This window comes from Agrobacterium sp. DKPNP3, assembly GCF_052686535.1.
This window is the reverse complement of record NZ_JBQYSN010000073.1, coordinates 1-25,498: the sequence shown is the minus strand read 5'-3', so window position 1 is coordinate 25,498 and position 25,498 is coordinate 1. Positions and strand designations below refer to the sequence as shown.

General features: G+C 59.9%; 26 protein-coding genes and 1 pseudogene. 7 read left to right on the top strand and 20 right to left on the bottom strand.

What is annotated here, in order from left to right:
• The 5 genes and pseudogenes from ACUTJJ_RS18385 to ACUTJJ_RS18365 form a co-directional block, all read right to left on the bottom strand.
• A pseudogene (locus ACUTJJ_RS18385) lies at positions 1 to 934 on the bottom strand (peptidase M14); the annotation flags it as partial.
• Positions 935 to 938: 4 nt separating this feature from the next.
• A complete protein-coding gene (locus ACUTJJ_RS18380) occupies positions 939 to 1,787 on the bottom strand; it encodes an ABC transporter permease (RefSeq protein WP_144576437.1) in 849 nt (282 codons plus the stop codon).
• 6 nt (positions 1,788 to 1,793) lie between these two features.
• Positions 1,794 to 2,717: an ABC transporter permease gene (locus tag ACUTJJ_RS18375; RefSeq protein ID WP_209091456.1), complete on the bottom strand. Its 924-nt coding sequence runs from the start codon at positions 2,715 to 2,717 to the stop codon at positions 1,794 to 1,796.
• 78 nt (positions 2,718 to 2,795) lie between these two features.
• Positions 2,796 to 4,331, bottom strand: a complete 1,536-nt coding sequence (locus ACUTJJ_RS18370; protein WP_209091458.1) for an ABC transporter substrate-binding protein — start codon at positions 4,329 to 4,331, stop codon at positions 2,796 to 2,798.
• 41 nt (positions 4,332 to 4,372) lie between these two features.
• Positions 4,373 to 6,193 (bottom strand): ABC transporter ATP-binding protein, encoded by a 1,821-nt coding sequence (locus ACUTJJ_RS18365; protein WP_445543019.1) that lies wholly within the window; start codon positions 6,191 to 6,193, stop codon positions 4,373 to 4,375.
• A 478-nt stretch (positions 6,194 to 6,671) separates the two neighbouring features.
• Here ACUTJJ_RS18365 and ACUTJJ_RS18360 point away from each other — a divergent pair, with 478 nt between their 5' ends.
• Positions 6,672 to 6,974, top strand: a complete 303-nt coding sequence (locus tag ACUTJJ_RS18360) for a putative quinol monooxygenase (protein WP_445543018.1) — start codon at positions 6,672 to 6,674, stop codon at positions 6,972 to 6,974.
• 63 nt (positions 6,975 to 7,037) lie between these two features.
• On the opposite strand, the gene ACUTJJ_RS18355 is transcribed toward ACUTJJ_RS18360, so the two are convergent.
• A complete protein-coding gene (locus tag ACUTJJ_RS18355) occupies positions 7,038 to 8,939 on the bottom strand; it encodes a bifunctional sugar phosphate isomerase/epimerase/4-hydroxyphenylpyruvate dioxygenase family protein (protein ID WP_445543021.1) in 1,902 nt (633 codons plus the stop codon).
• Positions 8,940 to 9,063: 124 nt separating this feature from the next.
• Between ACUTJJ_RS18355 and ACUTJJ_RS18350 the strand changes: the two genes are divergently transcribed.
• Positions 9,064 to 9,756 (top strand): TetR family transcriptional regulator, encoded by a 693-nt coding sequence (locus tag ACUTJJ_RS18350; protein WP_209091464.1) that lies wholly within the window; start codon positions 9,064 to 9,066, stop codon positions 9,754 to 9,756.
• On the opposite strand, the gene aroQ is transcribed toward ACUTJJ_RS18350, so the two are convergent.
• The 12 genes from aroQ to pcaD form a co-directional block, all read right to left on the bottom strand.
• The gene (aroQ, locus tag ACUTJJ_RS18345) at positions 9,731 to 10,174 is read right to left on the bottom strand and encodes a type II 3-dehydroquinate dehydratase (RefSeq protein ID WP_445543017.1); all 444 of its coding nucleotides are present in this window, start codon (positions 10,172 to 10,174) and stop codon (positions 9,731 to 9,733) included. The two genes, ACUTJJ_RS18350 and aroQ, sit on opposite strands and share 26 nt — an antisense overlap.
• Entirely contained in the window at positions 10,171 to 11,040 is an 870-nt protein-coding gene (locus tag ACUTJJ_RS18340) for a shikimate dehydrogenase (protein ID WP_445543016.1), read from the bottom strand. Before ACUTJJ_RS18340 ends, aroQ begins: the two co-directional genes overlap by 4 nt.
• A 72-nt stretch (positions 11,041 to 11,112) precedes the next feature.
• Complete coding sequence (locus ACUTJJ_RS18335) at positions 11,113 to 11,874, bottom strand: amino acid ABC transporter ATP-binding protein (protein ID WP_445543015.1); 762 nt, start codon at positions 11,872 to 11,874, stop codon at positions 11,113 to 11,115.
• Positions 11,875 to 11,904: 30 nt separating this feature from the next.
• Entirely contained in the window at positions 11,905 to 12,741 is an 837-nt protein-coding gene (locus ACUTJJ_RS18330) for a transporter substrate-binding domain-containing protein (protein ID WP_445543014.1), read from the bottom strand.
• A 42-nt stretch (positions 12,742 to 12,783) separates the two neighbouring features.
• A complete protein-coding gene (locus ACUTJJ_RS18325; RefSeq protein ID WP_445543013.1) occupies positions 12,784 to 13,623 on the bottom strand; it encodes a transporter substrate-binding domain-containing protein in 840 nt (279 codons plus the stop codon).
• Positions 13,624 to 13,666: 43 nt separating this feature from the next.
• A complete protein-coding gene (locus ACUTJJ_RS18320; protein WP_445543012.1) occupies positions 13,667 to 14,317 on the bottom strand; it encodes an amino acid ABC transporter permease in 651 nt (216 codons plus the stop codon).
• A 10-nt stretch (positions 14,318 to 14,327) separates the two neighbouring features.
• Positions 14,328 to 14,996, bottom strand: a complete 669-nt coding sequence (locus tag ACUTJJ_RS18315; RefSeq protein WP_445543011.1) for an amino acid ABC transporter permease — start codon at positions 14,994 to 14,996, stop codon at positions 14,328 to 14,330.
• A gap of 358 nt (positions 14,997 to 15,354) precedes the next feature.
• Entirely contained in the window at positions 15,355 to 16,416 is a 1,062-nt protein-coding gene (locus ACUTJJ_RS18310) for a 3-carboxy-cis,cis-muconate cycloisomerase (RefSeq protein ID WP_445543020.1), read from the bottom strand.
• Between the two features lie 68 nt (positions 16,417 to 16,484).
• A complete protein-coding gene (pcaG, locus tag ACUTJJ_RS18305) occupies positions 16,485 to 17,105 on the bottom strand; it encodes a protocatechuate 3,4-dioxygenase subunit alpha (RefSeq protein ID WP_445543010.1) in 621 nt (206 codons plus the stop codon).
• Between the two features lie 2 nt (positions 17,106 to 17,107).
• Positions 17,108 to 17,848, bottom strand: a complete 741-nt coding sequence (pcaH, locus tag ACUTJJ_RS18300; RefSeq protein WP_209091473.1) for a protocatechuate 3,4-dioxygenase subunit beta — start codon at positions 17,846 to 17,848, stop codon at positions 17,108 to 17,110.
• Positions 17,845 to 18,264: a 4-carboxymuconolactone decarboxylase gene (gene pcaC, locus ACUTJJ_RS18295; RefSeq protein ID WP_209091475.1), complete on the bottom strand. Its 420-nt coding sequence runs from the start codon at positions 18,262 to 18,264 to the stop codon at positions 17,845 to 17,847. The genes pcaH and pcaC overlap by 4 nt, the downstream gene beginning before the upstream one ends.
• A 3-nt stretch (positions 18,265 to 18,267) precedes the next feature.
• Entirely contained in the window at positions 18,268 to 19,065 is a 798-nt protein-coding gene (gene pcaD, locus ACUTJJ_RS18290; RefSeq protein ID WP_445543009.1) for a 3-oxoadipate enol-lactonase, read from the bottom strand.
• Between the two features lie 95 nt (positions 19,066 to 19,160).
• Between pcaD and pcaQ the strand changes: the two genes are divergently transcribed.
• On the top strand, positions 19,161 to 20,102 hold the full coding sequence (pcaQ, locus tag ACUTJJ_RS18285; RefSeq protein WP_445543008.1) for a pca operon transcription factor PcaQ: 942 nt from the start codon (positions 19,161 to 19,163) through the stop codon (positions 20,100 to 20,102).
• Here the strand turns inward: pcaQ and pobA are convergent.
• Positions 20,099 to 21,271 carry a 4-hydroxybenzoate 3-monooxygenase gene (pobA, locus tag ACUTJJ_RS18280; RefSeq protein ID WP_445543007.1) on the bottom strand — a complete coding sequence of 391 codons (1,173 nt, stop codon included), beginning with the start codon at positions 21,269 to 21,271 and terminating at the stop codon, positions 20,099 to 20,101. The genes pcaQ and pobA overlap by 4 nt on opposite strands.
• A 117-nt stretch (positions 21,272 to 21,388) precedes the next feature.
• Here pobA and ACUTJJ_RS18275 point away from each other — a divergent pair, with 117 nt between their 5' ends.
• Positions 21,389 to 22,318, top strand: a complete 930-nt coding sequence (locus ACUTJJ_RS18275) for a helix-turn-helix domain-containing protein (protein ID WP_445543006.1) — start codon at positions 21,389 to 21,391, stop codon at positions 22,316 to 22,318.
• Here the strand turns inward: ACUTJJ_RS18275 and ACUTJJ_RS18270 are convergent.
• Positions 22,288 to 23,049, bottom strand: a complete 762-nt coding sequence (locus tag ACUTJJ_RS18270; protein ID WP_445543005.1) for an IclR family transcriptional regulator — start codon at positions 23,047 to 23,049, stop codon at positions 22,288 to 22,290. The two genes, ACUTJJ_RS18275 and ACUTJJ_RS18270, sit on opposite strands and share 31 nt — an antisense overlap.
• Positions 23,050 to 23,188: 139 nt before the next feature.
• Between ACUTJJ_RS18270 and ACUTJJ_RS18265 the strand changes: the two genes are divergently transcribed.
• The 3 genes from ACUTJJ_RS18265 to ACUTJJ_RS18255 form a co-directional block, all read left to right on the top strand.
• Positions 23,189 to 23,896, top strand: a complete 708-nt coding sequence (locus tag ACUTJJ_RS18265) for a 3-oxoacid CoA-transferase subunit A (RefSeq protein WP_445543004.1) — start codon at positions 23,189 to 23,191, stop codon at positions 23,894 to 23,896.
• Positions 23,893 to 24,588, top strand: a complete 696-nt coding sequence (locus ACUTJJ_RS18260; protein WP_296066631.1) for a CoA transferase subunit B — start codon at positions 23,893 to 23,895, stop codon at positions 24,586 to 24,588. The genes ACUTJJ_RS18265 and ACUTJJ_RS18260 overlap by 4 nt, the downstream gene beginning before the upstream one ends.
• Before the next feature lie 10 nt (positions 24,589 to 24,598).
• Positions 24,599 to 25,498: acetyl-CoA C-acyltransferase (locus tag ACUTJJ_RS18255; RefSeq protein ID WP_445543003.1), on the top strand; the 900-nt coding region annotated here is incomplete at its 3' end.

Genomic DNA, 25,498 nt, shown 5'->3' with positions numbered 1-25,498 from the left:
GGGCATCGAAGGCCTCGCCACTGATATCCGCCAGCAGAGCCAAAAGTTGCCCAGCCGCGATCGGTTCGCGGGCCTTGTCGATCGGCTGCTCGCCGCCATCGAGGAAGGCTTTGGTGAGCTTTCGGGTCTCGATGTGGACGGAGATTTCACCTTCGCTTTTGACTATTTCCGGCACGATCTGGCCGGGTCTCAGGCCCCGGTCACCCAGCGGGCGCCCAGATTTCTTCTGGAAGAATTCGAGCAGCGAGAAGTAAAAATCCTCATGCAGCGCTTCGCGAAGGCTGACGACCTCATCGCCAACGGAGAGGGCCAAGTCCTCGGCCGGATGCGTGACGCGGATGTTCAGTTCTTCGAAATAGGGCTCGTCATTGCCCCAGCCATGATTGGCGACGGCATGAATTGCTGCTTCGAAAAGCTGCTCGTATTCCGTCTCCATCCGCTCGCCCGAGGCATCACCGGCAAGCCGGAACCAGCCGGTGGGGGAGACATTGGTTTCACCCACGATATCGGTATGGACCCGGTTTGGAGCGAGAACCTTGAGAGTTTCCGTTTTGCCGTTGCGGCTTAGCGTAACGTCATAATGGAATTCATCGTCCTTACGGGCGATGAATTCCAGCTTCGCATCGCCCACCAGCGCCGCCAGCGGATAGGCCTCCAGCCGGAATCGGTTGGCGGGGGCGTTTTCGTGCACCGGGTAACGCACCTCGATGGCGTCAACGCCATCCAGATTGATCTCTTCCAGAAAGGTGAAGAGAAGCGGCTTGTAGGCGCTGCGGATGCGGGCGCAGACGCCTTTTTTCTTCAGCCTCTCTTCGGTCTCGCGGCGGCTTTTGGCGTCATCGAAAGTCCATGTCTCGAAGGACTGGCCGGGCTCGGCGCGGGCGATCAAGGTATCCAGAGTACGCTCGAAGGTCTGGTCGAAAATCTGGCTCATCTGATTACCTCGAGGTTCTGCCTGTCGGGTCGAGGCTGTCGCGCAGCCAGTCGCCGAGAAGGTTGAGGCCAAGCACGGTGAGCAGGATGGCAAGGCCAGGGAAAACGCTGACCCACCACGCGGTCTGCAGATAGGTGCGGCCATCCGCCAGCATGCCGCCCCAGCTTGGAATTGTCGGATCAACGCCGAGACCAAGGAAGGTGAGGCTGCTTTCCAGCAGGATGTTGTTGGCGACATTCAGCGTCATCAGCACGATGACGGGGCCGATGAGGTTCGGCAGCAGGTGCTGAAGGATGATGCGCCAGTCTTTCACACCAATAGCGCGGGCGGAAAGGATGAATTCCCGCTCCCTGAGCGTCAGCACCGAGCCGCGCACAAGGCGGGCATATTGCACCCATTGCGAGACGATCAGGAGGATGATGGTGTTGGTGAGGCTGCCGCCCACAATGGCGATGAAGGTGATGGCCAAGAGAATGAAGGGCATGGCGAGCTGGATATCGGCAAAGCGCATGACCAGCATATCCCAGAAGCCTCGGTAATAACCAGCAACAAGTCCGACAGCGACGCCGAAGATGACAGCACCGATGACCGAGGTGAAACCGACCAGCAGCGAAATCTTGCCGCCGGCGACAACGCGGGCGAGCACATCACGTCCGAGCGGATCGGTGCCCAGAGGATGGGCGGCATTAGCGAAGGGTTTGGCAAGGCGCGCCATCAGGTCGATCTTGTCGGCCCCGCCCGGAAACAGCACGTCGGAAAAGAGGACGGCGAGGCAGATGATTGTCGTCAGCGACGCGCCGAGGACGAATTCGAGATTGGTGAAGCGCGCGAGACGCGAGGTTTTGGCAGCCATCGTCACTTACTCCGTGCGGATGCGCGGATCGACAAGCCCGTAGGCGATATCGACCAGAAGGTTGATGCCGACGATCATCAGCGACAGCACGGTGATGACGGCCTGGAGCACAGGATAATCACGCGCACCGACGGCATCGAAGGCGAGCGTTCCGAGGCCCGGCCAGTTGAAGACGCGCTCGATAACGACGATGCCGCCGAGCAGCCCGCCGAATTGCAGGCCGAAATAGGTGATGAGCGGAATGGCACAGTTGCGCAGCGCATGTTTGTAGAGAACCTTGCTTTCACTCAGGCCCTTGGCGCGCGCCACCATGACATATTGCGAGCGCAGCGTATCGAGCATGGCGGTGCGCACAAGGCGGACATTGGTGGCCGTCAGGATGACACCCATGGTGACCGCGGGCATGATGTAGCTCGCAAAACCACCCATGCCGCTGGGCGGCAGCCAGCCGAGCGTGATGGAGAACAGGAGCACGAGCATCGTGGCCAGCCAGAAATTCGGGAAGGACAGACCGACGAGCGAGAAGATGCGGATCACCTGATCGGCCGTCTTGCCACGCGAGGTCGCCGCCTTGATGCCGAGCGGAATGGAAAGGGCAATTGACACCGCCATGGAGATGAAGGCGAGAAGCAGCGTTGCGGGCAGGGCATCGGCGATGAGGCGCGAGACCGGCGTGCTGCCGGTGAAGCTGCGGCCGAAATCCAGCGTCACGAGGCCCTTCAGGAAGCTGAAATATTGCACGAAGAACGGCTGGTCGGTGCCGAGCGCCGCACGGATGCGCGCCAGATCATCTTCCGTCATGCTGCCGCCGCCCTGGAACATGGTGACGGCGGGGTCACCCGTGAGGCGGATGGCGAAGGAAACGAGAAGGGTGATGGCGATGACGACAAAAATCGCCTGCAGCAATCGCTTGATGAGGAAACCGGCCACGTTTTTTACCTTGAAGAGAGACCCGGCCTTGCCCGCGTTGCGGCGGGCAAGGTGTGTTGAGCAGAAAAACCAGCCTGATTATTCGACGGTGACGTCGGTCAGCTTCAGACGGTTATCCGGCGGTGCGACGAAACCCTTGACGCGCTTGTTGATGCCGTAAATGGCATTGGTGTTGTAAAGCGGGATTTCGAGCGCGCGCTCGGCGGTGTAGCTGCCGATCTCCTTGAGGATTTTTTCGCGCTCGGCACGGTCGGTCAGCGGACGCTGGGATTCCAGCAGCTTGTCCAGCTTTTCGTCCTTGTCATAGGGGTTCCACTTTTCACCCGAGTGGTACATGGAATAGGCGGTGTTGTCGTAATCAAAGGTCCAGCCGCCCCATTTCTGCTGGAACATCGCGCCGGTCTTGCCCTGCGGAATGATGTCGTTCAAGAGAACGTTGGTCTCATAGGGCTTGATGGTGGCGGTGATGCCGACCATGGACAGATAGCTGGAAATGACCTGCGCCACTTCGTTCATCGTCGCGTCATTACCGCGGATATCGATTTGCAGCGCCGCACCCGGCTTGACGCCGGCTTCCGCCAGAAGCTTCTTTGCCCCTGCCGGATCGTAGGGCAGCGGTTTCAGATCGGCGTCGTAGCCGAAGGACAGCGCACTTTGGAAGCTGGCGATTTCGGAAGCCTGGCCGGCGAGGATCGACTTGACGATCGTGCCGCGGTCGACCGCCATGATGATGGCCTTGCGCACCTTCGGATCGGCGGTAATGCCGTCACGGGTGTTGAAACGCAGCGCATCGACCGTCGGGCCGGCAACGCTGACGATCTGAAGCTTGGAATCGCCTTCAATGACCGGGATCATGCCGATCGGTATGGTCGGCGGAATGACGAGATCGACGCGGCCCGCCTGCAATTCGGCAACGGCGGTCGCCGGCTCGGAGATGAAGCGGTATTCCAGTTCGGAAAGCTTCGGCGCACCGCCCCAATAATCCGGGTTGGCTTCAAGCTTGATGTTGGTCTTCGGCGCATAGGATACGAATTTGAAAGCGCCGGTGCCGACCGGATTGAGGTTGAAGTTGTCCTCACCCTTTTCCTGGATATATTTCGGCGGCACGATCATGCCGCCATAACCGGCAAGCTTGGTGAGCAGAACCGGATCCGGCGCCTTCAGCTTCATGTCGACGGTATAATCGTCGATGACATCAACGCTTTCGATGGCGACATAGTTAGAGCGCTGCGGTCCCTTGGCACCCTGTTCGCCGAGGAGGCGCTCGAAGGTAAACTTGACGGCGGCGGCGTTGAAGGGCTCGCCGTTGTGGAACTTGACGTTCTGGCGCAGCTTGAAGCGGATGCGCTTGCCCTCATCCAGCTCTTCCCAGGATTCGGCAAGGCCGGGCACAACCTTCAGGTCCGGGCCGCGATAGGTCAGGCCATCGAAGATGTTGGTGGCGACAGCCGCCCATTGCACGAGGAAGGTATCGATCGGATCCCAGCTGCCCGGATCCTGCGGGCTGGAAATTGTCATCTTGCCGGCGGCAAGAGCCGGTGCGGCGGTGAAGGCCGTGGCGGCCATGGCAAGCGCGACGAACGTTGTCGTCATCCCCTTCTTTATCATTGTCATCTACCTGTTCCTCTTCAGATGGTTGCGGTTCTGGTTGTTATTCAGGCGCTCTTCGCGATGAAGTGGCCCGGATTGATTTCCTCATGGGCGAGAATGGCCGGCTCATCGCCGACACGGCGCACGGGATTGGGAATTTCGCCCTCGATCATCGCGATGCGGCGCTCTATGGTCGGATCGGCCACCGGCACGGCTGATAGCAGGCGGCGGGTGTAATCATGCGTCGGCGTTTCGAAGACCTGCCGGCGGCTGCCCATTTCCATGATCTGGCCGAGATAAAGCACGGCGACGCGATGGCTCATCTTTTCCACGACAGCCATGTCATGGCTGATGAACAGGTAAGCCAGCCCGCGCTCGGCCTGCAAATCCATGAACAGATTGATGATCTGCGCCTGAATGGAGACATCGAGCGCCGAAAGCGCCTCGTCGGCAATGATGAGCTTTGGATCGGAAGCGAGCGCGCGGGCAATGCAGACGCGCTGGCGCTGACCGCCGGAAAACTCGTGCGGATACCGCGCGGCGTGCTCGGAGGAGAGGCCCACACGCTCCAACAATTCATCCACCCGCCGGCGTACCGCCTTCTGATCGTTGATCAAACCATGGGTGTTGATCGGCTCGGCAATCGAGAAACCAACAGTCTTGCGCGGATCGAGCGACGCGAAGGGGTCCTGGAAGATATATTGCACTTCCTGGCGCATGCGGAAGCGTTCCGCCGCCGACATCTGTGCAAAGCTGCGGCCGTTGAAGGTTATTTCGCCCGAGATGGCCGACTGCAACTGCTGGATGGTGCGGCCGATGGTGGATTTGCCCGACCCGGATTCGCCCACCAGCGCCAGCGTTTCGCCGGGATGAATATCGAAGCTGACCTTCTGCACGGCGCTAAGGCGGTGCGTTGCCTTGCCGAACAGGTTCTTGCGGATATCGAAGCGCACGAACAGGTCCTTGACCGAGAGCAGCGGCTTTTCACCAGATTTCACGGTGTTTTGGACACGTTCCTCTCCGATTACGATCGGCTGGCCATCCTGTAGGACGGTAAGCGGCAGGCGTTTCGGGTATTCTTCGCCTTCCATACTGCCGAGGCGCGGAACGGCGGAAAGCAGGGCGCGCGTGTAAGGGTGCTGTGGGTTGGCGAAGATATCCTTCACCGGCCCTTCCTCAACCTTCTTGCCCTTCCACATGACGACCACGTCATCGGCCATTTCCGCCACCACGCCCATGTCATGGGTGATGAAGACCATGCCCATGCCGAGCTTCTTTTGCAGGTCGCGCATGATGTTGAGGATTTGCGCCTGAATGGTCACGTCAAGAGCCGTCGTCGGCTCGTCTGCGATCAGCAGCTTCGGCCGGCAGGCGAGCGCCATGGCGATCATCACGCGCTGGCGCATGCCGCCGGAAAGCTGGTGCGGGTATCGCTTCAGAAGTTCGGCTGCATCGGGCAGGCGCACCATTTCAAGCAGCTTCTGTGCTTCTGCCATCGCTGCCTGCTTGCTCATCTCTTCATGCAGCACAAGAACTTCGCAAATCTGGTCGCCAATGGTGAACACAGGGTTGAGCGAGGTCATCGGCTCCTGGAAGATCATGGCGATCTCCTTGCCGCGGATCGAGCGCATCTCTTTCTGAGAGACCTTCAGCAAGTTCCTGCCTTCAAACATGATTTTGCCGGTGGGGTAGGTCGCGCCCATCATGTCCGCAAGGCGCATGGTGGAGAGCGACGTGACCGATTTTCCCGAACCGGATTCGCCGACGATCGCCACCGTGCGGCCGGGCTCGACGCAGAAGGAAATATCGTCCACGACGCGGCTGTTGCCAAATTCGACGCTCAGGCCTTCGACGGACAGCAGGGCGTTTGCGTTTGCGGCAGTCATGTCAGTGTCTCCGGCGTGGCTTGCGCCGGTGAGGGGGCGCGGTGGTCTGGAAAAAGAAAAGAGTGATGGTCAGGCGAGCTTCGCGCAACGCCGGGCGGAAATGTCGAAAATGTCGGGTGAGATCGCATCTTCAGGATGTTTTTTCACAGAGGGCCGTACGACAAGCGATGCCCCGGATTAGTAGCCGGACTACTCCCGCAGCCGTGCCTTTTACATTGATGGCCACCGCCCGACGCGAAACGCCGGACGCCAATTCGACAATGCGCATGAAACCTTATTCTCCCCACCTTTGTTTTATAGAAAAAAGCTAACAAAACAGAACAATCATGTCCATAGTGTTGAACAATTTTTGTGTACTGCTCTACAAATGCGCAAATGCACCGATTTTGAACGCGTGATCCTGCGTAATGCTGCGCAAAAAGGCGCGTATTCCGCCTTGGTGTCACTAAAACGCTGAGAAGAATGAAGAGGAAAGGGAATGCCTAGCGTGAACAATAGGGCAGGCGCAGTTAGGCTGAGGGGCTTTCTACGATGCTTGTCCAGGGATGATGTCGAACTGGTCCGGCGCCACCTTCCGGAACATCTTCGTCTGACGAGAGAGGAGCCCGGCTGCATTTCCTTCGAGGTATCCGAGACAGACGATCCCCTGATCTGGCAGGTGGAGGAGCTTTTTGCCGATCGTGTCGCCTTTGATTTTCATCAGCGGCGGACGCGGGCGTCGGAGTGGTTTATGTCGACCTCTGCCATTCCACGCGATTACGAGATAACGACATTGGAATAAATGAGAACAGGCCGCGGCGGCATTCCTGCCCGCTGCGGCCTGTTCGGACTTCGCTGCCGAGACTTATTCCTTCGGCATGCCGACGGGCGGCGCAAGCCTTCGTTGCGCGGCGATGCGAAAGGGGGCGTTCATGGCGCCATAGCCGCCGTAAGCCCCGCGCCTTTCGACGATCTCGAAGAAGAAACCTTCGCCGAAGGTGCGGCTGTAAATCTGGAAGTATTCACCATTGTCGTCGCGGTCATAAAGGATGCTTGCTGCTCTGAGCGCATCGGAAAATTCCGGTTCCAGACCGAAACGGGCTTCCAGATCGTCGTAATAATTGCGGGAGATCGGCAGGGCCTGAAAACCGCGCGCCTGCATTGCCTTGGCCGTCGCGAAAATATCGCTTGTGCCAAAGGCGATGTGCTGGATGCTGGTGCCGAAACCTTCAGCCAGGAATTTGCCGGCGAAGGTCTTGCGATTGTCGGCACCGTTCATGGTCAGGCGGAAATGCGGCGAGGGTACGCTTTCAATCGCCTGACTGCGCACCAGCCCGCCCGGATCGACCACATCGATCATCGGTGTCCGGCGGGAGGAAAACAGCGAGGTGTAAAACAGAAGCCAAGTCAGCATTTCATCATAATGCGTTGTTTGCGCGAGATGATCGATACGCGTCAGGCCGGCATCGCTGGTCGTCTTGTGCCCCTGTGTCGGCACGAATTCCTCGTCCCAGATGGAGGCGAGTGCGGGGGTGTCATCAAGGAAATAGATGACGCCGTTGCCCACGCCCTGAATGGCGGGAACCGAGACTTCACCTGTCTTGCGCGGTTCGGCAAAGGTCGGAGCACCGAGCGCTTCTGCCCGCGCCAGTGCCGCCTTGGCATCATCGACCTTCAGTCCGAAGGCATAGGCATTGGTGCCGTGGATCGAATAGGAGGCACCAGCGAAGCTGTCGCCATCATCGCTGGTATTGATGACGATGCGGATGTCGCCCTGCGTATAGAGATCGACCGTGCGGTTGCGGTGCTGCGCCGATTTCTCAAAGCCGAGCGTGGCAAGCAACGCTTCCAGATTGGCCTTTTCCTCCGGCGCCGTGGTGAATTCGACGAATTCGACGCCCTGCGTGTTAACCCGTTCCGGCATCGCTGGTACGTCGATGCGGATATCGGGTTCGAGACGCCGAACCTGGTCCATGAGGTTGATCAGCGAGCGGTGACCATCTTCGGCAAGTAGCCGGGCCGAGCCGCCACGGAACTGGTCGTTGAAGATTTCGAGCGAAAGCGGCCCGCTATAGCCGGTTGCCGCCACGGCGCGCATGAAATCCACGACAGGCAGATCGCCTTCGCCCGGCATGTTGCGGAAATGGCGGCTCCAGTAGAGCAGGTCCATGTCGATCAGCGGCGCATCGGCCAACTGCACGATGAAAATCTTGTCGCCGGGAATGGAACGGATCGAATTGGGATCGATCTTGCGCGACAGCGTGTGGAAGCTGTCGAGGATGATGCCGACATTGGCGTGGTCGGCACGGCGCACCACCTCCCAGGCATCACGGTGATCGCTGATATGGCGGCCCCAGGCCAGCGCCTCGTACCCGACGCGCACGCCATGTTTTGCAGCAAGCTCTCCCAGCTGATGGAAATCGGCGGCGGCCCGGTCGATACCGCCGAGCGAGACCGGTGAGACATTCGAGCAGATCAACATCAGATCGGTGCCGAGTTCGCCCATGATGTCGAATTTGCGTTGAGCGCGCTCGAAGGCGCGGGCACGGTGGGGTTCCGGCATGCCCTCGAAGTCGCGGAAGGGCTGGAAGAGGGTAATCTCAAGGCCGTGATCGGCGGCCAGCGCCTTCACCTCGCGCGGCGAAGCATCATAGGTCAGGAAATCGTTTTCAAAAATCTCAACGCCCGAAAAGCCTGCCTTGGCAATCGCCGCTAGTTTTTCGGGGAATTCGCCACTGATCGATACGGTTGCAATGGATGTGCGCATTGGCATGCCGTGTCCTGCTGTGTCATAGCTCGCCATATTGCCTTCCTTTTCAGCCTTATGTACTGATTGGTTAATAATAGGGGCGTGGGCGGGAACCGCAAGCCCAAGGGTGGATTGATCGACCATGACGAAAACCGCGACTTCCAAAGGCACAGCAGAGACCCGCCCGGCGAAACGGGACCCGGAGGGTGTGCGGCGCGATATTCTGTCCGTGGCGATGGAGGAATTTTCGCAAAACGGTCTGTCGGGAGCGCGGATCGACGAGATCGCCGCGCGCACGCGCACGTCCAAGCGCATGATCTATTATTACTTCACCGACAAGGAGAGCCTTTACCAGCATGTGCTGCAGGAGGCCTATTCCAAGATTCGTGGTGGTGAAAGCGATCTGCAACTGGACGATCTGGAGCCCGTGGCGGCACTCGACAAGCTCTGTCGGTTCACCTTCGATCACCACCGGCGTAATCCGGCTTTCATCCGCATGGTGATGATCGAGAATATCCATCACGGCCGGCACATGCAGTCGTCGGAAACGATCCGTCAGCTCAACCGCCCGGCCATCGATGCGCTGGAAAGCGTTCTCGTGCGGGGCCAGAAGAGCGGTGTATTCCGGCAGGGCGTCGATCCACTGGAGCTGCATTGGCAGATCAGCGCTCTGTCGTTTTTCAACGTTTCCAACGCCGCCACCTTCTCGTTTATCTTTGGCGACAGCCTGTTTACCGATGATGGCCAGGAGACCTTGTCGCGGCACGCCAGCGACATGGTGCTGCGTTATGTGCTGGCGCCCGCCCATCTCACGAAGATCGTGAAAGACGCGTGATAAGGTGGCTGAGAGCCACCTCGTATCCTTCGATACCCAACCCAGCGATCACGCCCTCTGCACGGGGCGAAATATAGGAGTGGTGCCGGAAGGCCTCGCGCTTGTGAATGTTCGAGATGTGCACCTCGATGACAGGAGCCTCGAAGGTATTCAAGGCATCGAGGATTGCCACAGACGTGTGTGTGAACGCGCCGGGATTGATGACGATGCCCGCTGACTTGCCGCGGGCTTCATGGATCCAGTCGATGATCTCATATTCCCGGTTGCTCTGGGCAAAAAACAGCGTGTGGCCGGCAGCGTCGGCGATGGCGCGGCAGTTTGCTTCGACGTCGGCAAGCGTTTCATAGCCATAGATTTCCGGCTGGCGCTGGCCAAGCAGGTTGAGATTGGGACCGTTGAGGACCGTAAAGAGGCTCATGCTACGCCCTCCGCCATGCATAGTTCGGTGAAATGCGCCGTCATGCGCTCGGCGTCCGGCTCGCGTCCGCAGAACAGCCGGAAGGCGCCAACGGCCTGGAACACGGTCATGCCGCCGCCTGGCAAGGTGCGGCAATCCTTCTGTGCCGCGGTGGCCAAAAGCTCTGTCACGAGCGGCATGTAGACAATGTCGGCCACCCAATGTCGCTGTTCGATGAGATCGGCGGCAACAGGCATGCCGGGATGGGCGGGCATGCCCATTGGGGTGGCGTGGATCAGGCCATCTGCATAGGGCAGGGACGCAGCCGGGTCCGTCACCGCAAAGGCGCGGCCCTCACCAAAACGGCCGTTGAGATCCTGCGCCAGGCGCTCGGCCCTTGCCATATCCCGATCAAAAATATCAAGACGGGCAATGTCGAGCTTCAGCGCCGCGTGTGCGACGGCAACCCCGGCGCCGCCCGCGCCAACCAGCAGAGCCCGATTCCGCTTTGCATCCGGCAGGCCACGGACGAAGCTCTCGTGAAAGCCATACCAGTCCGTATTGTGGCCGATCCGTCGCCCGTCGCGGAAGACCACCGTGTTGACGGCTCCCAGCATCCGGGCGTCATCCGACAGTTCATGCAGATGCGGGATCACCGCCTGCTTGAACGGATGGGTAATGTTGGTGCCGGCAAACCCGCGTGCTTCGAGCTCGGAAAGCAGCTCCGGAAGCGCCGTTTCCGGCAGTTTATGGGCGGTGACATCCACAAGCTCATAGGAATAATCGAGACCATGGGCCGCCCCCTCGCGCATATGCAGGGCAGGCGATTTCGATAACTGGATGTCGGCGCCTATCAGGCCGACCTTGAAGGATTTTTTTTCTGTCATGATCAGGTGTCGCTCATCGGACGGTGTGGGAGAGGCGGGACGATCCCCGCCCGCCTTAAGAGCGCGCGAACCTCAGTGGTGGGCGAGAATTTCGCCGAGGAACGTGCGCGTGCGCTGGTGCTTGGGGTCGCGGAAAAATTCGTCCGGCGGACCTTCTTCGATGATCTCGCCTTCCGACATGAAGATCACTCTATCGGCAACCTGCCGGGCGAAACCCATTTCATGGGTCACGCAGATCATCGTCATGCCGTCACGGGCAAGACCGATCATGGTGTCGAGCACTTCCTTGACCATTTCCGGATCGAGCGCCGATGTCGGCTCATCAAACAGTATGGCCTTCGGTTCCATGCACAGCGCACGCGCGATCGCCGCACGCTGCTGCTGGCCACCGGACAGCTGGGCCGGGTATTTGTCTGCCTGATTGAGAATCCGTACGCGTTCGAGATACTTGCGTGCCGTCGCCTCTGCGTCGGCTTTCGAAACGCCCTTCACCCGCATCGGGGCAAGCGTACAGTTTTCCATGATGGTCTTATGCGGGAAAAGATTAAAGCTCTGGAAGACCATCCCCACTTCGCGACGCACCGCATCGATGGCGCGGCTCGTATCCGAGAGCGTTGTGCCCTCAACAGTGATCTTGCCTTCCTGGATTTCTTCCAGATGATTGATGCAGCGGATGAGCGTTGATTTTCCCGAGCCGGACGGGCCGCAAAGAACGATCTTCTCGCCTTTACGAACTGTCATGTTGACGTTTTTCAGCGCGTGGAAGGCTCCATACCACTTTCCAACCCCTTCGAGGGCGATCAGCGGAGCCTGTTCGGCGGAGGATTGCGGCATGGAACGTTCCTTCATGCTTTGCAGCAATGTTTAGTTGACGGTGTAGGGAATGTCGGGAAGTGAGGCCGGAAATTCCGGAACCGGGCGCTTCATCCATTTGGCGTAGACTTTTGCGAGGTCGCCATTGGCCTTGGCCTTGTCGAGCCAGGCGTTGAGCGCTTCGTTCCAGTCCTTTTCACCGGGGCGGGTAGCGGCGCTGTTGTAGAGTGTCACAAGGTCGAACTTTACCTCGTAATCCTTGCCACCTGCGGCCGCGAGACGGTCCCCATAAAACTGGTTGCCGCCGATCGCCTCGATCTGGCCCGACAGGATCGCCTGAATGGTGGCGGCGTCGTCATCGAAGCGAAGGATATTCGCCTTGGTGCCGGCCCCTGCAGTCAATGCCGTATCCATGGGGCTGGATTTCGGTGCGCCGACGGTCATTCCGGTCAGATCGTCAAAATTGGCGATCTTCTTGTCCTTCGTGGCGTAAACCGACATGACGTTATGAGCGTAAGGCTGTGCATATTGCACGTTCTTGGCACGTTCCGGCGTCATCCCCATCGATGCGAAGAGGGCGTCGACCTTGCCGGTGCGAAGGGTCGGTATACGGTTGGCGACCGCAAGCGGCACGAACTCCACTTTCAGTCCAAGATAGTCCGCAAACCCCCGAGCCAAGTCGGCATCGTAGCCCTCCTGCACGCCCGCTGAATTGATGAAGCCCCAGGGTGCATTGTCGCCCTGAATGCCGATCACCACCTTGCCGCTTGCCTTGGCTTCTTCCAATGTTCTGGCACTTGCACCCGAAGGCGTCAGGATTGGCAGCAAGGCTGCCAATCCGACGGCAAGCGCAGTACGCCATGCTGTCTTATGTCTGAAGATTCCCATCGGTTTCCTCCCGATATTTCGATCTCGCACCCGGGTGAAGGGTCACTTCACGGTGAAAGGGATATCAGGCAGGCTTTCCGGGAATGCAGGCACTTCGCGCTTCATCCACTTGTCGTAGATCTTGGCGAGCTGGCCATCCGACTTGATCTTGTCGAGGAAGGCGTTGATGGTTTCGTTCCAGTCTTTCTCACCCGGGCGGGTGCCGGCGCCATTGTAAAGCGTCGTCAGGTCGAACTTCGATTCGTATTTTCCATCAGCAGCCTTGTTCAGGCGGTCACCGTAGAACTGGTTGCCGCCAACGACTTCAACCTGGCCGGAAATCAGCGCCTGGATATTGGCGGCGTCGTCGTCAAAACGCAGAATGTTGGCCTTGGAGCCGGCGCCGGCAGTGATAGCCGTATCCATGGCGCTCGACTTCGGAACGCCGACGGCAACGCCGGTCAGATCGTCGTACCCGGCAATCTTCTTGTCCTTGGGGCCGTAGACGGAGAGCACGTTACCGGCATAGGGCTTGGAATACTGGATGGTCTTGGCGCGCTCGGCAGTCATGCCCATGGTTGCGAAAAGCACATCGACCTTGCCGGTCAGCAGTGCCGGAATACGGTTGGCGACAGCGAGCGGCACGAACTCGGCCTTCACGCCAAGATAGTCGGCGAAAGCCTTGCCGATATCGGCATCGAGACCGTCCTGAACGCCGCTGGAATTGACGAAGCCCCACGGCGAATTGTCACCCTGAATACCGATGACGACTTTGCCCTTGGCCTTGGCTTCTTCCACGGTGCCGGCAAAAGCGTCGACTGGCGCCACGAAGGGCAGAGCGACCGTTGCCGCAGCGAGTGCGAGCATCGCACGACGTGAGAATTTCATAGTGGTGGTTTTCATCTTTTGCTCCTCCTTACAAAGCTGATGAGATGATTTTTGATGATTAGCGGGACGCGGCCTGCAGCCGCTTTTCGACGCCAGCGCCCCAAAGGGAAAGCGGCCAGCAGATCAGGAAATAGATGATGCCGACGATGGCAAAGACGGTGAGGGGGCGGAACGTCTGATTGGAGACGATCTGGCCCGCGCGGGAGAGCTCAACGAAGCCGACAATCGCGGCAAGCGAGGTGCCCTTGATGAGTTGCACCAGGAAGCCAATGGTGGCCGGCAGCGAAACCTTGAAGGCCTGCGGCAGCACCACGTCTTTCATTCGAGACACGTAATGTAGGCCTAGCGCGTTGGCTGCTTCCGTTTGACCCTTCGGCACCGCCTGGATGCCGCCGCGCCAGATTTCACCCAGAAACGCGCTTGCATGCAGGGTGAAGGCGATGGCGACCGCGATCCACGCATCCACATTGAGCCCGGCAAGCGCCACGCCGTAATAGACGACGAAGAGCTGCATCAGGAGCGGTGTGCCCTGGAACACGGCGATAAATGCGGCACTTGCCCGCTGGACTGCCGGCCTGTCGGCCACACGGGCAAGCGCCACGCAAAGACCGAAGATGCCGCCGCCGATGAAGCCGATGATCGTCAGTGCGAGGGTCCATTTTAGACCCTGCATGAGGAAGAAGAGTTCGTTGGGGCCGATGGATGCCATGGTCTTCTCCTCACTTGACCGGATAGCTGAAGGACGTGCGCGAGATGAGCGCGAAAATGCCCATCATCAGCGAGGAAATGACCAGATAAAGCAGTGTGATCGAGAAATAGACTTCAAAGGAACGGAACGTATCCGCCTCGATTTTCTGAGCCACCGAGGTCAGTTCGTAAGCCGCGATCGAGGTGCAGACCGACGTCGTCAGCGTCAGCATGATGAACTGGCTGGTGAGCGAGGGGTAAACCGCCCGCAGCGCTGGCTTTAAGATGATGTGACGGAAAATCTGGGCCCGATGAAGCCCCAGCGCAAGCCCTGCCTCCACCTGGCCCTTTGGAATGGAATCGACGCCACCGCGAATGATTTCAATCGCATAGGCGCCGCCGTTCAGAGCAAGCGCAATGATCGCCGTGGCCGTCGGGTTAAGTTTGACACCGATCTGCGGCAGGGCGAAGAAGATGAAGAAAATCTGCACCAGAAACGGCGTGTTGCGGATGACTTCGACAAAACCGATGACGAGCCCGCGCAGCAGCTTAAAGCGAGACCGACGGGCAACGACGCCGAGAACGCCGATGACGGTGGCGAGCGACATGCCGGCAATAGCCAGCCCAATTGTCGCAAGGCAGGCCAAAAGCAGCTCGGGCAGGCGCTCTATGACCGCCGAAAAATCGAGACTGTAAGACATTCTTCCTCCAACCCTTCCGGGCTTGGACAGGTAATTATCCTGTCCGCATTGCTTCGACGATGTTTCGCGTCGGAGCCCTCCACCCGGTTCTGCTCATCCCGGAACTCTCATTCCTCGTCCGGGTACGGCCTTATTGATAATGTTTGTACCAGTTAGTTCATTTTAGTGTCAAGTCGTGCATGCGGTGAAAAAGCAGTCTTGGAACTGATTTTGGAATGTTATTGAGCGGCAAATAAGCCGTTTATTATCAATAACTAAAGTGGTGCTTTAACTTACTCGTCGTCACGAGACCAGTCTGCGGCAGAGCAGCGCCTCGCCGTCTAGACTTCAATTGAAAGAGTAGGCTAAAGCAGTCCGGCTAGTCTTTGCTCGTCCCCAGCTGGTCTATCTGCGCCGCCAAGCGACCGGCTATCAACAGCGAAGCGCCGGTCGCCGTCACCATCTGCGGCAGCGACAGCCATTCCAGCATCCAGCCGGCGCCGGAGCGTTCCTGTTCATGCACGAGTGACTGGTGCAGTGCGGAGATTTGCACGGCGTTAAAGCGGGCGAGCGCCACCAGCGTCTCGGCATTGACGGGGTTTTGCTTGTGCGGCATGGCCGAAGAACCGCCGCCGCCGGAGAGACGGATCTCTGCGCCGAGTTCGGCCATCAGCGCGATATCCTGCCCGAACTTGCCAAGTGAGCCTGTCACAAGCGAGAGAATATTGCCGAATTCGGCGATGCCGTCGCGCTGGCTCTGCCATTGCTGTCTGTCGGCAAGCCCCAGCCCTTTTGCAAGATGGGCGCGCACCGCTGCGGCATTGTCACCGAGCTTTTCCAGCGTACCGGCGGCGCCGCCGAATTGCAGGGCAAAACCGCTCTGCGCGAAGGTTTCGAGCCTGAGCAGGTGGCGCTCAAGCGGCGCGATCCAACTTGCCGTGCGCTCGGCCACCGTGATGCCAATGGCGGCCTGCATGCGGGTGTAACCCGTCAAGGGATTGTGGCCATCGCGGGAGGCCAGGTCGCCCAGGGTGTCAATGAGGTGGCCGAGCCGGGCGGCGATGATCTCGACCGCGACCTTCAGCCGGAGCATCAGGCTGGTATCGATGACATCCTGGCTGGTTGCGCCGAAATGCACCTTGTCCGCCACCTTGCCGTCGACGGGTGCCCGCATCTGCCGCACGAGCTCAGGCACCACCACGCCGTCTTTCGCGACGCCATGACGAAGGGCGGTCATATCGGCGGCGAAGTCCGAAAGCCCCGAGACGATTGCCTCCGCCACATCCTCGGAGATGATACCAGTCTCCGCTTGCGCCTGCGCCAGAGCCATCTCGAAACTGACCATGGCGTCAATATCAGCCCTTGCCGAGAAAAGTTCGACGATTTCGCTATCGCCGAAAAGGCCCGACAGGAACGGATGCTCGAAGGGGGAAAGGCTCATCGTCCGGCTCGCTTTCATTTGCGCATATCGTTGTTGCAAAACCGCTGCACACTTCTGCGCGATATGCGTCAGATATCGAAAAACACGGTCTCGCCCTTGCCCTGAAGGCGGATATCGAAACGATAGACGTTGCCTTCTTCTTTTTTAGCGACAAGCGTGGCGATGCGGCTTTTCTGCTCAATGCGGGCGAGAACGGGATCGGCGGCGTTGGCCTCCTGTTCTTCCGGGAAATACATGCGGGTCTGCAGGCCGATATTGATGCCACGCGCGACGATCCAGAAGGTGATGTGCGGCGCCATCGGCCGGCCATCACGGAACGGCACCGAGCCGGGCTTAATAGTTTCGAAGACGAATTCGCCGCTATCCATGTCTCCGGGCGAGCGGCCCCAGCCGATGAAATTCGGGTCGGCCTTGCCGCGTGTTTCGCTCGGGCTGTTGTAATAACCGTCGGTATCCGCCTGCCAGATTTCGATCAGCGCGTCCTTCAATGCCATTCCGGCACCATCATAAACCGTGCCGCGCACGCTGATGCGCTCGCCGCGGGCCTTGTCGTTATAAAGCGGACCGGAACCGAGATCCTTTTCGAACACGCCTTCGATGCCGACGAAATTGGGTGTGCAGCCGATATGCACATAGGGGCCTGCGGTCTGCGAGGCGGTTTCCTTGAAATAGTTGAGCGGCTGTACCATCGTCAGTTGCCCTCCATGCGGTTTTCGAAAAGGGTCGAGCGGCGGCCACGCAGCACGATATCGAACTTATAGGCCAGCATGTCCATCGGCAGGGCCGCATTCATGTCCAGCGGTGCGATCAAGCGTTTTATGGCATCCTCATCCGGAATGGTCTTGACGATCGGACATTTCCAGATGAGCGGATCGCCTTCGAAATACATCTGGGTAATCAGCCGCTGGGCGAAACCATGGCCGAAGATCGAAAAATGGATGTGGGCCGGCCGCCAGTCATTGACGCCATTGGGCCAGGGATATGCGCCCGGCTGGATGGTCTTGAACCAGTAGTAACCGTTCTCATCCGTGATGGTGCGGCCGACGCCGCCGAAATTCGGATCGATGGCGGCGAGGTAGCTTTCCTTCTTGTGGCGGTAACGGCCGCCGGCATTGGCCTGCCAGAACTCCACCAGCGCACCATTGACACCGCGGCCACGCTCGTCCAGCACCCGGCCGTGAACGAGAATACGCGGACCAACCGGCATTTCGCCGGGGCGGGCATAGTTGAGGATGAGGTCGTTATCCAGCGGGTTCAGCATGCCATGGCCGAAGACCGGACCGGTGATCTCGCTTTTGGTGCCCTCAAGCGAGATCAGTGCCCGCTGCGGCGAGCGCAGGATCGAGGTCTTGTAGCCGGGCGCATAGGCCAGCGGATGAATATCGCGGTTGCGTGCGAAGAACGGTCCCGTTTCGGGCGGCTGGTTGCTCATTTCGTCTCCTCCTCACTGAAACTATCAGCTTTCATGCCCGCCAGGGCAAGCTTGGCAATCTTGAAAGCATGGTTGGAAGCGGGCACGCCGGCATAGATCGCCACATGCATCAGCGCCTCGCGAATATCCGCTTCCGTGGCGCCGGTATTGACGGTGGCGCGCACATGCATGGCAAGCTCCTCATCCTGTCCCAGCGCTGCTAGCAGGGCAATGGTGACGATCGAGCGCTCGCGCTTCGTGAAATGGGTGCCGGACCAGACCGTGCCCCATGCCCCTTCGGTGATGAGTTGCTGGAACGGCTGGTCGAAAGCCGTCGTCAAGGTCTGCGCGCGGTCGACATGGGCGTCACCCAGCACCGAGCGGCGGGTTTTCATGCCCTGTTCGAAACGTTCGTTCTTGTCGATATGGTCCGCCATCGGTCAGTGCTCCGGCAAGGTCTTCAGAAAAATGCTAACTGCCTGCGTGTAGGCAAGCGGCTGTTCAAGGCAGGGGATGTGGCCGCAGCCGGTAACGGTGTGGAAGCGGCTCGCGGGGATAAGAGCCGCCAGCGATTGCACCAGCTCCGGCGGGGTCGAGCCGTCCTGATCCCCCGCAACACAAAGCGTCGGCACGGCGATGCGGCCCGCCTCTTCGCTGAAATCCGCGTCACGAATGGCGGCACAGGTGCCGCTGTAACCGGCCTCGGGCTGCTGGGAAAGCATGTTGCGGGCACCGGCATAGGCGGCATTGTCCTGACGGCGGAAGGCGGGCGTGAACCAGCGCTCCATGACGGGATCCACCAGCGACGCAAGGCCATCGGCGGCAATCTTGTCGATACGGGCATTCCACATTTCGGCTGTGCCGATCTTATGCGCGGTATTGCTGAGCACCAATGCGCGTACGAGATCGGGCCGGCGCGCATAAAGGCCCTGCGCAATCAGCCCTCCGACAGACAGGCCCCAGATGACCGCGTTTTTGACGCCAAGATGATCGAGAAGCGCAATCAGGTCGCGTGTGTGATCGTCGATCGAATAGGGAGCACGACCGACGTCGGAAAGCCCGTGGCCGCGCTTGTCGTGCAGCACGTAGGTGTAGTCATCACCCAACGCCTCGATCACCGCATCCCAGATGCGGAAATCGGTCCCTAGCGAATTGATGAAGGCGATGACTGGTTTGCCGGTCTCCAATCCCTTGGCGCGGTAATGGATGACGGCGTCGTCGCAGCGCAGAAAATGCATGGCATGCTCCTCCTGCAGAGTATATTGCAAGCCAGTTCCGGTTAAGTAAAATGACATTATAGACGAAAATCATAACCTGTGGATTATACAAAGCGATGGTCGATCAGCGTATCAAATTCCGGCACCTGCAGACTTTCGTGGAGGTTGCGCGACAAAAAAGCGTCATCCGTGCCGCAGAAATCCTGCATGTCAGCCAGCCGGCGGTGACGAAGACCATTCGCGAGCTCGAAGAGATTCTCGGCGTTTCGCTGTTCGACCGGGAAGGGCGCGGCATTCGCATCAGCCGCTATGGCGAGGTTTTCCTGCGTCATGCCGGGGCGACGATGACGGCGCTGCGCCAGGCGGTCGATTCGGTTTCGCAGGAGGCGGCGCGCGCCGGTCCTCCGGTACGAGTGGGTGCTCTGCCTACGGTTTCGGTCCGCATCATGCCAAAGGCAATGGCGGGCTTCCTGGCGGAAAAGACCGGCAGCCCGGTGAAGATCGTGACGGGCGAAAACGCCGTTTTGCTGGAGCAGCTTCGTGTCGGCGATCTCGATCTCGTCGTCGGCCGTCTGGCCGCACCGCAGAAGATGGCGGGTTTTTCCTTTGAACACCTCTATTCGGAAAAGGTGCGCTTCGTGGTGCGGGCCGGCCACCCGCTGCTGTCACCCGGGCTCTCCGTGTTCGATCACCTGCATGAATATCCGGTGCTGATGCCGACAAGGCAATCCGTCATCGGCCCCGTCGTCGAACAGTTTTTGATCGCCAATGGCGTTCCGGCCCTGCCGATCCGCATCGAAACCGTATCCGACGCCTTCGGCCGCGCTTTCCTGCGCACCAGCGATGCGATCTGGATCATCTCGGAGGGAGTCGTGGCGGCGGATGTGGCCGATGGCATCCTCGAAATTCTGCCGGTCGAGACCGGCGATACCAGCGGCCCGGTGGGTCTGACGGTCCGGGCCGATACGCAGCCCTCGCTGCCGCTCTCGCTGCTGATGCAGGCCGTCCGCGAGGCGGCGGGCGAGTTGGTGGATGGGAGGGCGGAGGCTGGTTCTTAGTAAGGCAGCCCCACGTAATTCTCCGCAAGCGCGGTCGAGGCAGCACGCGATTGCACGAGATAATCTAGCTCCGCCTCCTGAATGCGCTGGCCGAAATCCCCCGTGTCCGGGAAACGATGCATCATCGTCGTCATCCACCAGGAAAAGCGCACTGCCTTCCAGACGCGCGAAAGTGCCTTCTGCGAATAGGCATCGATGCCGGCTTGCGACCTGTCGCGATAAAATTCGATCAGTGCTTCGCTCAGATAGTGGACATCGCTGGCGGCAAGGTTAAGGCCCTTGGCGCCCGTCGGCGGTACGATATGGGCGGCGTCCCCCGCTAAAAACAGCCGCCCAAACCGCATCGGCTCGCTGACGAACGATCGGAGCGGCGCGATGGATTTTTCGAAGGATGGGCCGGTCACCATGACATCCGCATGGCTTTCTGGCAGGCGACGGCGGATTTCATCCCAGAAGCGCTCGTCGCTCCAGTCTTCCGGCCGGTCCTCCAGCGAACATTGAATGTAATACCGGCTGCGTGTGTGCGAGCGCATGGAGCAGAGCGCAAAACCGCGCGGATGGTTGGCATAGATGAGTTCGTGGTTGACCGGCGGCACTTCGGCGAGGATGCCGAGCCAGCCGAAGGGGTAGACCTTCTCGAATTCCTTGATCGCGCCTTGGGGCACGGATTTGCGGCTCACCCCGTGAAAACCATCGCAGCCGGCAATGAAATCGCAATCGATCCGGTGGCTTACGCCGTCTTTCTGATAGGTGACATAGGGACTTGCGCCATCGAAATCATGCGGTTCGACATTGGCGGCGTCGTAGATGGTCACGAGGTTTGCTGCCTCGCGCACATCCATCAGATCATGGGTCACCTCGGTCTGGCCATAGACCATGACCTGGCTACCGCCGGTGAGATCGAAGAGATCGATGCGGTGGTCTCGACCATCAAAGGTCAGCGAAAAACCCTCATGCGGCAGGCCCTCGCGGCGCAGGCGCTTATCCGCGCCGACCTTTTCCATGAGCCGCACGGTGCCATCTTCCAGCACGCCGGCGCGAACACGGCCGAGGATATAATCCTTGCTGACCCGATCGAGAATGACGGTCTCGACGCTGGCTTTCGCCAGAAGCTGGCCAAGCAGAAGCCCAGATGGGCCCGAACCGATGATGACGACCTGTGTACGCATTGTTTCCTCCCGAACTTCTCTGCGGTCAAGAAATTGACCAGGCGTCGCCGGAAGCTCAATGGACTTTCTGATCCGTAAATTGCACAATCCGACCATCAGCCGCAGAAGGGGGATGAGATGCGGGCGACCGCCAACGAAGCGCTTTATGGCGAGGAGGCCGCACAGGGCAGCGATTTTCGCTTCCATTGCGAGACGCTTTTTTCTCGGAGCAGCCTGCACCGCTTTGAAATCGGTCTGCACCGCCACGCCGCCTTTCTACAAATCTTGTACATTTCTGGTGGCGAGGGTGATGCCTTGCTGGAAGGCAGCATCGAGCCCATCCGGCCGCCGGTGGCCATCATCGTGCCGCCTGGCTTCGAACATGGCTTTCGTTTTTCACGCGATATCGGCGGCGTGATCGTCACCATGCTGCCTGGCGCGCTGACGGCATCGGTGCAGGCGTTGTTGCTGCGGAATTTTCAGCAGCCGGTGCTTCTGCCCTTGCGGGATTTTGCCGAGGGGGAGTGCCTGCGCAGCGGGTTCGAACGGATTTCTACGGAATATGAGGCGCGTGAGATTGGCCGCGACGCGATGATCGAAGGCCAGCTCGCCACCGTGCTCACGCTTCTTTCGCGGGCGGCGCGGCCGCTTGCGGAAACGAGCGGCGACGGCCTCGCCGAGCAGCGTTTCGAACGGTTGCTGTCGCTGATTGCCCGCCATATCCGCGAGCCGCGGAAAGCCGGGTTTTATGCAGGGAAGCTCGGTCTGTCCGAGACCCATCTTAACCGGCTTGTCCGTTCGGTCTCCGGCGTCAGCCTGCAGCGGCTGATTGCCAAGCGTCAGATCGAAATTGCCCAGCAGGAACTGGTCTTCACCGTCTTGAGCGTCCAGATGATCGCCGAAGGGCTTGGTTTTGCCGATCCCGCCTATTTCAACCGCTTTTTCAGGCGGGAAACCGGCATGACACCGCGCGCCTGGCGTCTGGCAGAACAGCGCAAAATGGGCGATACCGGCACGCGGCAGGCCCTGCCTCAGCCTCAGACCAGCATTCTTGCCAGTTCACGCTGAACGGAAAGAAGCGCCGGCAGGTAACGCTCCACCAGTTCCTCCATCGAAGCGACGGAGGCGGCGAGCCCGACATTCAGCGCAGCGACCGTCTGGCCGCGCACGCTTTTCAATGGCACGGCGATGGAGCGAAGGCCGATTTCGACTTCCTGATCGATGAGAGCGTAACCGCGATTACCGGTCAACTCGATTTCGGCGAGCAGGGCGTCCATGTCCATGATGGTTTTTTCAGTGCGCGCAACCAGTCGAGAGGCTTTGAGAATGTCGCGTCGCCGCTCGGACGGCTGCGCGGCAAGAAGAACGCGGCCCATCGAGGTGCAATAGGCAGGCAGGCGCGACCCCGGCATCAATGCAATGGACATGACCCGCTGCTGGGCGGCGCGGGCGACGTAAACAATTTCGGTCTCGTCCAGGATAGAAACGGAAGTGCTTTGGCCGATCTCCTCCGAGAGACGGTCGATGAGCGGCTGCACGATCTTCGGTAGCGGCATCGTGGCGAGGCAGCCGGTGCCGAGCCGCAGCACCTTCGGCGTCACGGTAAAGAACTTGCCGTCATAGGCCGCATAGCCAAGCTCCGAAAGCGTGAGCAGACAGCGGCGTGTGGTGGCGCGGTCCAGCCCGGCAATCTCGGCGGCATCGGAAATCGACAGGCGGGGCCGTTCGGCGCTGAAGGCCTCGATCACCCGCAATCCCTTGGCGAGACCGCCCATCATGTCTCTTTCGCTGACGGCCATGTCGAGGCTCCATTTGTGCGATATACGAACAAAAATCATATAACGCACAAAACTCTTGCCGTCGAGGCGATTTCGGCATTACCTCATGGCCAAGCAGCCTTGCCGGTAGCATCCGCTCGGCTGGATGGAGGTTTTGAGAATGAACAAGACAATCAAGAGCGCCGAAGAGGCGCTTTCGGGCATCGGTGACGGTGCGACGATCATGATCGGCGGTTTCGGCGGCTCCGGCGCGCCGATCGAGCTGATCCACGCACTGATCGACAAAGGCCCGAGGAACCTGACTGTCATCAACAACAATGCCGGCAACGGCCGCATCGGCATCGCCGCGATGATCGATGCGGGCATGGTCAAAAAGATGATCTGCTCCTTCCCGCGCTCTTCGGATCCGCGTGCCTTCACCGACCGCTATCTGGCCGGCGAAATCGAGCTGGAACTGGTGCCGCAGGGCACGCTTGCCGAGCGCATCCGCGCGGGCGGTGCGGGCATTCCGGCCTTCTACACCCCAACGGGCTTCGGCACCGAACTGGCCAATGGCAAGATCATCGCAGAATTTGACGGCCGCTCCTATGTGCAGGAACGCTGGCTGAAGGCGGATTTCGCCATCGTCAAGGCCGAGCTCGGCGACACCTATGGCAACCTCACCTACAACAAGGCCGGGCGCAATTTCAACCCGTTGATGTGCATGGCCGCAAAGACCACCATTGCGCAAGTCTCGAAGATCGTCGCCGCCGGCGAGATCGACCCGGAGCATGTCGTCACACCCGGCATTTTCGTAAACGGCGTCGTCGAAATCCCCGATCCGCAACAGGAAGAAGTCCTCATTCGCGCGGGAGTAGCCTACGCATGACCCAGACCCTCGACACCCGCGAAGACATCAAGCTTTCCAACGCCCAGATCGCCTGGCGTGCGGCGCAGGACATCGAGGATGGCGCTTACGTCAACCTCGGCATTGGCTTTCCGGAAATGGTGGCGCGCTACCAGCCTCCCGGCCGTCAGGCGATCTTTCACACCGAAAACGGTATCTTGAATTTCGGCGAGGCACCGCCGGAAGGCGAGGAGGACTGGAACCTCATCAATGCCGGCAAGAAAGCTGTCACGCTGAAGCCGGGTGCCGCCTTCTTCCATCATGCAGACAGCTTCGCCATGGTGCGCGGCGGGCATCTCGATGTGGCGATCCTCGGCGCCTATCAGGTGGCGCAAAACGGCGATCTCGCCAATTGGCGTGTCGGCTCCAAGGGCGTGCCAGCCGTCGGCGGGGCCATGGATCTGGTGCATGGCGCCAAGCAGGTCTTCGTCATCACCGAACATGTCACCAAGAACGGCGAGCCGAAGCTCGTCGAGAAATGCGCCTTCCCGCTGACCGGCGTCGGCTGTATCACTCGCATCTATACCAGCCATGCGGTGATCGACGTGGTGGACGGCCGTTTCGTGCTGCGCGAAAAGCTGCCGGCGATGACATTCGAGGAATTGCAGGCCATGACCGGCGCGCCGCTTCATGTGGATGGCGCGGTTGCCGATCTCGTCGCGCCGGAACTTTGAGGAAACACCGATGACCGAAGCCTATATCTGCGATTATATCCGCACGCCCATCGGCCGCTTCGGCGGCGCGCTCTCCTCCGTGCGGGCCGACGATCTCGGCGCGGTGCCGCTGAAGGCGCTGATGGAGCGCAACGCTTCCCTCGATTGGGAGGCCGTCGAGGATGTGATCTTCGGCTGTGCCAATCAGGCAGGTGAGGATAATCGTAACGTCGCGCGCATGTCGCTGCTGCTTGCCGGCCTGCCGGTTTCCGTGACGGGAACGACGATCAACCGGCTGTGCGGCTCAGGCATGGATGCACTCATCGCGGCCGCCCGCGCCGTCAAATCGGGCGAGGCGGAACTGATGATCGCCGGCGGCGTCGAGAGCATGAGCCGCGCGCCCTTCGTTATGCCAAAGGCGGAAAGCGCCTTTTCCCGTAACGCCGAAATTTACGACACTACTATCGGCTGGCGTTTCGTGAACCCGCTGATGAAGGCGCAATATGGCGTCGATTCTATGCCGGAAACGGGCGACAATGTCGCCATCGATTATCAGGTCTCGCGGGAAGATCAGGATGCCTTCGCCGTGCGCAGTCAGCAGAAGGCGGCCGATGCGCAGGCCAATGGCCGTCTCGCAAGGGAGATCGTCTCGGTAACGATCCCGCAGCGCAAGGGCGATCCGCTTGTCGTTTCGAAGGACGAACATCCGCGCGCGACCAGTCTCGAAGCATTGGCGAAACTAAAACCCGTGAACAAGCGGGACGGTGCAACGGTGACGGCGGGCAATGCCTCCGGTGTCAACGACGGTGCGGCGGCCCTTATCATCGCTTCAGCCGAGGCGGCAAAGAAATATGGTCTCACCCCCATCGCCCGCATTCTCGGCGGTGCCGCCGCCGGCGTGCCCCCGCGCGTCATGGGCATCGGCCCAGCG

Coding starts and splice junctions, on each gene's coding strand:
- ACUTJJ_RS18380 (WP_144576437.1), bottom strand. CDS start 1,787: ATGGCTGCCAAAACCTCGCGTCTCGCGCGCTTCACCAATCTCGAATTC.
- ACUTJJ_RS18370 (WP_209091458.1), bottom strand. CDS start 4,331: ATGACAATGATAAAGAAGGGGATGACGACAACGTTCGTCGCGCTTGCC.
- ACUTJJ_RS18365 (WP_445543019.1), bottom strand. CDS start 6,193: ATGACTGCCGCAAACGCAAACGCCCTGCTGTCCGTCGAAGGCCTGAGC.
- ACUTJJ_RS18360 (WP_445543018.1), top strand. CDS start 6,672: ATGCCTAGCGTGAACAATAGGGCAGGCGCAGTTAGGCTGAGGGGCTTT.
- ACUTJJ_RS18355 (WP_445543021.1), bottom strand. CDS start 8,939: ATGCGCACATCCATTGCAACCGTATCGATCAGTGGCGAATTCCCCGAA.
- ACUTJJ_RS18350 (WP_209091464.1), top strand. CDS start 9,064: ATGACGAAAACCGCGACTTCCAAAGGCACAGCAGAGACCCGCCCGGCG.
- aroQ (WP_445543017.1), bottom strand. CDS start 10,174: ATGAGCCTCTTTACGGTCCTCAACGGTCCCAATCTCAACCTGCTTGGC.
- ACUTJJ_RS18340 (WP_445543016.1), bottom strand. CDS start 11,040: ATGACAGAAAAAAAATCCTTCAAGGTCGGCCTGATAGGCGCCGACATC.
- ACUTJJ_RS18335 (WP_445543015.1), bottom strand. CDS start 11,874: ATGCCGCAATCCTCCGCCGAACAGGCTCCGCTGATCGCCCTCGAAGGG.
- ACUTJJ_RS18330 (WP_445543014.1), bottom strand. CDS start 12,741: ATGGGAATCTTCAGACATAAGACAGCATGGCGTACTGCGCTTGCCGTC.
- ACUTJJ_RS18325 (WP_445543013.1), bottom strand. CDS start 13,623: ATGAAAACCACCACTATGAAATTCTCACGTCGTGCGATGCTCGCACTC.
- ACUTJJ_RS18320 (WP_445543012.1), bottom strand. CDS start 14,317: ATGGCATCCATCGGCCCCAACGAACTCTTCTTCCTCATGCAGGGTCTA.
- ACUTJJ_RS18315 (WP_445543011.1), bottom strand. CDS start 14,996: ATGTCTTACAGTCTCGATTTTTCGGCGGTCATAGAGCGCCTGCCCGAG.
- ACUTJJ_RS18310 (WP_445543020.1), bottom strand. CDS start 16,416: ATGAGCCTTTCCCCCTTCGAGCATCCGTTCCTGTCGGGCCTTTTCGGC.
- pcaG (WP_445543010.1), bottom strand. CDS start 17,105: ATGGTACAGCCGCTCAACTATTTCAAGGAAACCGCCTCGCAGACCGCA.
- pcaH (WP_209091473.1), bottom strand. CDS start 17,848: ATGAGCAACCAGCCGCCCGAAACGGGACCGTTCTTCGCACGCAACCGC.
- pcaC (WP_209091475.1), bottom strand. CDS start 18,264: ATGGCGGACCATATCGACAAGAACGAACGTTTCGAACAGGGCATGAAA.
- pcaD (WP_445543009.1), bottom strand. CDS start 19,065: ATGCATTTTCTGCGCTGCGACGACGCCGTCATCCATTACCGCGCCAAG.
- pcaQ (WP_445543008.1), top strand. CDS start 19,161: ATGGTCGATCAGCGTATCAAATTCCGGCACCTGCAGACTTTCGTGGAG.
- pobA (WP_445543007.1), bottom strand. CDS start 21,271: ATGCGTACACAGGTCGTCATCATCGGTTCGGGCCCATCTGGGCTTCTG.
- ACUTJJ_RS18275 (WP_445543006.1), top strand. CDS start 21,389: ATGCGGGCGACCGCCAACGAAGCGCTTTATGGCGAGGAGGCCGCACAG.
- ACUTJJ_RS18270 (WP_445543005.1), bottom strand. CDS start 23,049: ATGGCCGTCAGCGAAAGAGACATGATGGGCGGTCTCGCCAAGGGATTG.
- ACUTJJ_RS18265 (WP_445543004.1), top strand. CDS start 23,189: ATGAACAAGACAATCAAGAGCGCCGAAGAGGCGCTTTCGGGCATCGGT.
- ACUTJJ_RS18260 (WP_296066631.1), top strand. CDS start 23,893: ATGACCCAGACCCTCGACACCCGCGAAGACATCAAGCTTTCCAACGCC.